Below are 6635 nucleotides of genomic sequence, written 5' to 3'. Positions count from 1 at the left end.
TGAAAATGTTGAAAACGGGCTTCTGGTTTCTGTAAAAGATAAAACCATCAAGGTAACTTCTTCGGCAGAAAACATAAAAGAGGTAACGGTTTTTGATATTTCAGGAAAACTTCTTTACAATAAAAAGAAAGCAGGCACAACAGAACTGCAAATACAAAACCTGCAATCGGCCAATCAGGTATTGCTTGTAAAAGTTACTCTTGAGAATGACTTTACAGCAACTAAGAAAGTTATTTTTAATTAAAATTGGACAATCTTAAATAAAAAATCCATTCCGCAAAACGGAATGGATTTTTTTTATGGACTAAAATTCAATTCTAATACTATGCTTTTTCAATCAAAATACTAACAGCATTTCCACCAAAACCAACAGCATTAATTAAAACCTTTTTTATTGTTTTCGTGTGATTCTGTTTTGCCGAAAAAGGTACTTCTATAAAAGTATTATTCTTTATCATTAAAAGAGCTAACTCTAAACTCAATATTCCGGAAGCACCAAATGTGTGTCCTATTTTCCATTTATTGGTTGTCAATAAAGGTAATTTCTCACCGAATACTTTTTCTATCGCACGCAGCTCTGTTAAATCTCCTTTTATTGTTCCAGGCGCATGCATTACAATTGCATCAATATTTTCTAAACTTTCACCTTTTAAGGCCATTTTCATAGACTTCTGAAAACAATCTGCTTCTGCAGAAATGGAAATATTATGCTCTAAAATCTCGGTTGCATAACCAACTCCTGTAATATAAGCAATTGCATTTTCTTTCTCTCCCGCTTCTAAACAGCAAACCGCTGCGCCTTCACCCAAAATCATCGTGTTTTGTGTTTTCTCAAAATCAAAAGCAAGATTTGGCCAAGGTTCTTTTTCCTGATCAATACGCGAATATATTTTTAGAGCACGCATCTGGGCAATCGTAAAATCAGTCAACGGAGCTTCACTTCCTCCTACCAAAAATTTATCAGCCATGCCGGATTTCAGCCACGCAACTCCATTCAATACTGCATGAAGTGCTGTAGAACACGTGATGGAGTGTGAAATTTCCGGGCCTACACTTTGCAAATCATGAGCAATCCAGGACGAAATATTTCCTAAAGTAGTTGTTGGCGATGCCAAAGTCTGCGCTTTTCCGGTGTCTATATATTCTTTGTAATGCTTTTCGAATAAATCAGTCGCACCGCGTGAAGAACCAATATTAATTCCGAAAACATCATCTTTTTCCCAACCTGCTTGTTCAACAGCTTTTCGAGAAGCCACTAAAGCAAACAATACAGAATCATCCAGAAATTTATATTTAATATCAGATTCGCGAACTTCGGCAACAATTTGCTTTGATTCCAGATCAAGAGCAGCAACAGAAGTTTCTTGTTGATCTAGAAACAGTTTCGAAAAACAGTGTTGATTATCAAGATATTTTTTCCAAACAGCATCAGTATTATTTCCTAACGGAGAAATAGAAGAAAAAGCTGTTATGGCGATTTTTTGTGTATTCAAAATGTTTTATTTAGTAAAAAAAATAGACCACGGATGACACGGATTAAACTGATTTACGCTGGTAATTATTAAACCGGTGTAACCCTTTTTAATCTGTGCCATCTGTTAGCAAAATTACACCATTTCAATGGCTTCTTCAATCGTTTTATAGACTTTTTGAAGTTGTTCATCGGTCATAATATAGGGAGGCAAAATATAAACGATATTTCCAACCGGGCGCAGAATCACTCCTTTATCAATAAAGAAATTATACAATTTTGTTCGCATTGAGCCGTAATAACTTTCTTCTGCCTCTGATTTTATTTCCACCGCAAAAATAACTCCCAAAGTTCTGGCGGTAATTACTTTTGCGTGATTTTCAATTTTCTTTTGAAATTTCAGATGACTGGCATTTATCCTCTCAATATTAGATTGCATTTCTGCAGTCTGCAATAAATCAATACTGGCCAAAGCTGCGACACAACCCGTTGGATTTGCCGTAAAAGTATGTCCGTGAAATAATGCTTTATTAATATCATCATCATAAAAAGCATCAAAAACATCTTGCGTAAAAGTGGTAATTGCCATTGGGATTGTTCCTCCCGTCAAAGCTTTCGACAAACAAATCATGTCCGGATTTTCATCGACATAATCCATTGCAAAAGTTTTTCCCGTTTTACCAAAACCTGTCATTACTTCATCGGCAATAGTTAAAACATTATTTGCTGCACAAATCTGAATCAATTTTGCTAACGATTCCGGCTCATACATTACCATTCCAGCCGCTCCCTGCACTAAAGGCTCGAAGATAAATCCGGCACAATTATGGTTTTTAATTACATCTTTTAAAGCGTCAAAACTAGCTTGCTCCTGCCCTTTTATCGGAACCGGAATTCGCACAACATCAATAAACATTCCTTGGAATGCCTGCGTATAAAATGAAATTCCGCTTGCCGCCATTGCCGCAAAAGTGTCACCGTGAAAAGCATTTTCAAAAGCAATTATCGTAGTTCGCTTTTCATTTTTATTGAAAAAATACTGCAAAGCTACCTTAATTGCAACCTCAACAGCAGTTGAACCATTATCTGAAAAAAATATTTTCTGTTGATTTTTAGGCAAAATCTTCATTAGTTCTTCTGCCACTTTTATCGCCGGTTCATGCGTAAAACCACCAAATAAAACATGTTCCAGAGTCGTCAATTGTTTATAAATGGCATCGGCAATAATTTTATTACTATGCCCGAAAGGATTTACCCACCACGAAGCGATGGCATCAATATATTCTTTATTGTTTTCATCCCAAAGCAATGCTCCTTCTCCTCTTGAAATAGCGATTGGTGTTTGTGAAGTTTTATGTTGTGTATAAGGATGCCAAAGATATTGGCTGTCTTTTTCTGTTAATGTCATGGTATTTAGAAAATAGAGTAGAGAGTATAGAAAAAAGACTAGACTTCTATAATTTTGACAAAGATAGGAAAGTCTGTTTTCTTTATTCTATATTCTTTGTTCTATAAATTTAGAAGATTGTCACGGAATAAATCGGCGTATTCGCGAATTACATTTTGGTCGAAATACGGCTCTTCATCGATTCTTCCAATAAATTTTATCTTGGTTTTATTCAGAATTAAACTTTCTGTTGCTTTATTTTCGCTTCCGCTAAAGATAATTCCGGCGACTTCAAAACCTCGATTTCGAATGGCTTCAATGGTGAGTAATGTATGATTGATGCTTCCCAGATAATGTCTCGAAACCAAAATCACTTTATAATCGGGCTGAATTAAATCAATAATTGAATCTTCTTCGTTTAACGGAACAAAAATCCCTCCTGCCCCTTCAATAACCAAATGATTATCTGTTTTTGGTTCCTGAATTTTCTTTAGATCAATTGTAATTCCATCAATTTCTGCAGCCAAATGCGGACTTGCCGGTGTATTTAATTGATACGAATTCTCGAAAATTTTAGATTTGAGATTTGAGATTTTAGATTTGATTTTATGACTATCCGAATTATCTAAATCTCCTGCCTGAACAGGTTTCCAATAATCTGCTTCGAGGGCTTCAACAACAATTGCCGAAGTTATGGTTTTACCAACATCAGTAGAAATACCAGTTATAAATAGTTTCATACGCTTTGATTTCACGAAGATTCACAAAGAAAAAAAAGATTCACAAAATCTTAGTGCAACTTTGTGTTTTTTCTTTGTGGATCTTTGTGTAATAATTATTAAAACACAAAGTTAGCCAATAACCCTAAAACAGCGTTGATTTCTTCTTCTGAATTATAGCTGTGAATGCAAAAACGTAAACGCTCCTGACCTTCTGGAACAGTTGGAGACAATATTGGTTTTACATCAAAACCTTTATCCTGAAGCTGTTGAGCCAATTGTTTTACATTTTGATTACCCGGAACTATTGCCGATTGAATAGCTGATTTGCTTCGAACAAACATTGGCTTTAATCCTAATAAATTTTTCTGTTGATTAAAAAATACAATATTCTGGCGCAATTTTTCAATACTTGCTTTTTCGATTTCCAGATGTTGGTAAGCAGTGAGAATTGTAATTACGGAATGTGGAGATAATCCGGTTGTATAAATAAAACTTCGGGCAAAATTGACTAGATATTCTTTAAGATCAGAACTTCCCAAAACTGCTGCCCCATGACAGCCTAATCCTTTTCCGAAAGTCATTATTCTGGCAAAGATGCGATTGTGTAGATTCAAATATTGCATTAAACCTTCGCCCTTATCTCCAAAAACACCCAATGTATGTGCTTCATCAACAATTAAATAACAATTGTACTTTTCAGAAAGCACAACCAATTCTTCCAGATTCGGACTATCGCCATCCATTGAGAAAACGGTTTCTGTAACGATGTAAATATTGATTGGAATTTGGATTTTAGAAGATTGGAATTTAATAATAAGTTTTTCTAAATCTTCAAAATCATTATGGTTGAATTTATATGATTTAGCATTCGACATCGTAATCCCGTCCCTTATTGAAGCGTGACTTAATTCATCATACAATATAATATCATTTCTTTGCGGTACGGCGCTAAAAAAGCCAACATTGGCATCGTAACCCGAATTGAAAATTAGAGCCGATTCTGCGTCGTGAAATTGTGCTATAAAAATTTCTGTGTTTTGGTATGCATCATGATTTCCTGAAATCAATCTAGAACCTGTTGCGCCGTTTTGCAGAATTTCATTTTCAATCAAATAATGATGCGTTTGTTTGAAAATGCTTTCTGATTTTGAAAAACCAATATAATCATTAGAAGAAAAATCGACAAGATTATTAAAGCTTGGCAACTTTCTTAATGAGTTGTTCTCCTTTCGAATTTCTAATTTCTGTATAAGGTTTTCAGGTAATTTCATAAAAGCAAAGTTATGAAAATGATATTAAACAGCGGGTTTGATATGGCCCGCTGTTTATTTTAAAGCTTACTAATTGGTTATAAAGGATGATTTTCTAATGAATTTATCATCAGTAATTTGATCGACCACAAAGTTTGCAATATCCCCTGCATTGATTTTATCACCGGGACAATCTTCCAAATCAACTATTATGGCTGAATTAAGATCTGTAAATTCAATAAGCGGAACGCGAACTAATGTCCAATCTACATTGCTATTGACTAAAAGGTCATACGTTTTTTGGCGATCTTCCTGAATTATTGGAAAATTGGTTTTCATGTATTCTGTCGCCAAAGTGGTTTTGGCACTTTTTTTATCAAAAGGTGTATCAATATTAAGTCCTGCCAATAAAATGTAGCGTTTTATTCCAAAATCATTCATTGATTTTAAAACATTTATTGTGGCAGAACTTGCTACCATCGGTTCACCCTGACGCTGGCCGATTGTGTTAATAACGGCATCACAATCTTCAAGTAATAACTGAATACTTTTAGAATTAATCGCGTCGCCTTTAATAATTTCGATATTTGGATTTTGAATTGTAAAATCTTCAGGATGTCGCAGCAAAAGTTTTATGCTAAATCCTTCTTTTAATAACTGGTTTACAAGATATTTTCCAGTTCTGCCACCGCCTCCAAGAATGGCAACTTTTTTTATATTTTTCATATATTTTCTTTATAAAATTTGACATAGATAAATCACGCTTTATCAATGCGATAAAACGAAAAAATAAAAGCTTACTGAACTTTTATAATGGTCAATATTTTATAAAGAGATTTTAATACTTCAAAGATAGGAATTTTGCTAAAACAAAAAAAGCCAGATATTGTATCTGGCTTTTTTGTTTATTTTAAATTATCTTTTTCAATCCATTTAAAGTTTCCTTTTTCGGTCGCATCAAGTATATCAATATCTAGTTTATTTGAAATATTCAAACAAAATTGATACGCCACTTCTTTACTTTCAAAACTACACATTTTATAATGTCTATTTTTAACATACCAGAGATTAGTACCGTACTCACCCCATTTATCCTGAAAAAAAGAAACATATTCAAACTCTGTTACTTTAGATTTTACATCGTATGAAAACGACGCCACCACGTATCTTGTTATAATAACACTATCCGTAACATTTATAATAATGTCTCTCGTGGCAGAAAAAGTTAATCCATAAATAAAACAGAATCCTCCAACTGAAACAAATGCTGTAAGCAGCTTGATAAAAAGAATAAAAGAAATGCCTAAATAAATTACATAAATAACAATCCCTAACAAATAGATAAAAATGCCGTAAAAAATAGCCGCTAATACTAATTCGTACCAACTCCTTTTCTTAGCTAGAATCGAAATTTCAAATTTGTCATGATTTTCCATTTCCCAAAAATAAAAAAAGCCAAACAATAATGTTTGGCTTTTTCATTTATTTTGAAACTGTTTTAGTCTGCTAAAACAATTACTTTATTGTCTTTCATCTCGATTGTACCTGAATTAATCTCTAATGTATAGGTTTGTTCGTTTACTTTCGTGAATTTGCTCGCTACCTCTTTAGAAAAATTAAACTTTGGAGCTGCAATTTTTACAGTTCCTTTTTCCAGAATAGAAACAATAGGAGCGTGATTATTCAATATTTGAAAGCTTCCATCAACTCCAGGCAATGTAACTGAAGTTACTTCTCCTGAAAATAATTTTGCTTCTGGTGATACTATTTCTAAAATCATCTTTTTTTAGTTATGAGTTATAAGT

General features: G+C 33.6%; 8 protein-coding genes. 1 reads left to right on the top strand and 7 read right to left on the bottom strand.

The features are described from left to right. Positions 1-244, top strand: a 244-nt coding sequence (locus SD960_RS16460; protein ID WP_318804827.1) for a T9SS sorting signal type C domain-containing protein, incomplete at its 5' end; no start/stop codon positions are given. Positions 245-323: 79 nt separating this feature from the next. Here SD960_RS16460 and SD960_RS16455 read toward each other — a convergent pair. The 7 genes from SD960_RS16455 to SD960_RS16425 all read right to left on the bottom strand — a co-directional run bounded on the left by SD960_RS16455 (position 324) and on the right by SD960_RS16425 (position 6610). Beyond that, positions 324-1493, bottom strand: coding sequence for a beta-ketoacyl synthase N-terminal-like domain-containing protein (locus SD960_RS16455; protein WP_318804825.1), 1170 nt, complete (start codon positions 1491-1493; stop codon positions 324-326). Between the two features lie 114 nt (positions 1494-1607). Further along, a complete protein-coding gene (gene bioA, locus SD960_RS16450) occupies positions 1608-2879 on the bottom strand; it encodes an adenosylmethionine--8-amino-7-oxononanoate transaminase (RefSeq protein WP_318804823.1) in 1272 nt (423 codons plus the stop codon). A 101-nt stretch (positions 2880-2980) separates the two neighbouring features. Next, entirely contained in the window at positions 2981-3598 is a 618-nt protein-coding gene (bioD, locus tag SD960_RS16445) for a dethiobiotin synthase (protein ID WP_318804822.1), read from the bottom strand. A 98-nt stretch (positions 3599-3696) separates the two neighbouring features. Next, positions 3697-4851: a pyridoxal phosphate-dependent aminotransferase family protein gene (locus SD960_RS16440; protein ID WP_318804820.1), complete on the bottom strand. Its 1155-nt coding sequence runs from the start codon at positions 4849-4851 to the stop codon at positions 3697-3699. A 69-nt stretch (positions 4852-4920) separates the two neighbouring features. Continuing rightward, on the bottom strand, positions 4921-5556 hold the full coding sequence (locus tag SD960_RS16435; protein WP_318804818.1) for an NAD(P)-dependent oxidoreductase: 636 nt from the start codon (positions 5554-5556) through the stop codon (positions 4921-4923). 179 nt (positions 5557-5735) lie between these two features. Then, the gene (locus SD960_RS16430) at positions 5736-6266 is read right to left on the bottom strand and encodes a hypothetical protein (protein WP_318804816.1); all 531 of its coding nucleotides are present in this window, start codon (positions 6264-6266) and stop codon (positions 5736-5738) included. Positions 6267-6328: 62 nt separating this feature from the next. Further along, the gene (locus tag SD960_RS16425) at positions 6329-6610 is read right to left on the bottom strand and encodes a F0F1 ATP synthase subunit epsilon (protein ID WP_042563498.1); all 282 of its coding nucleotides are present in this window, start codon (positions 6608-6610) and stop codon (positions 6329-6331) included. Positions 6611-6635 lie beyond the last annotated feature (25 nt).

Origin of the sequence: Flavobacterium sp. MMLR14_040, from assembly GCF_033657265.1 — a bacterium.
Taxonomy (GTDB): domain Bacteria; phylum Bacteroidota; class Bacteroidia; order Flavobacteriales; family Flavobacteriaceae; genus Flavobacterium.
This window is presented reverse-complemented; position numbering and strand designations above follow the sequence as displayed.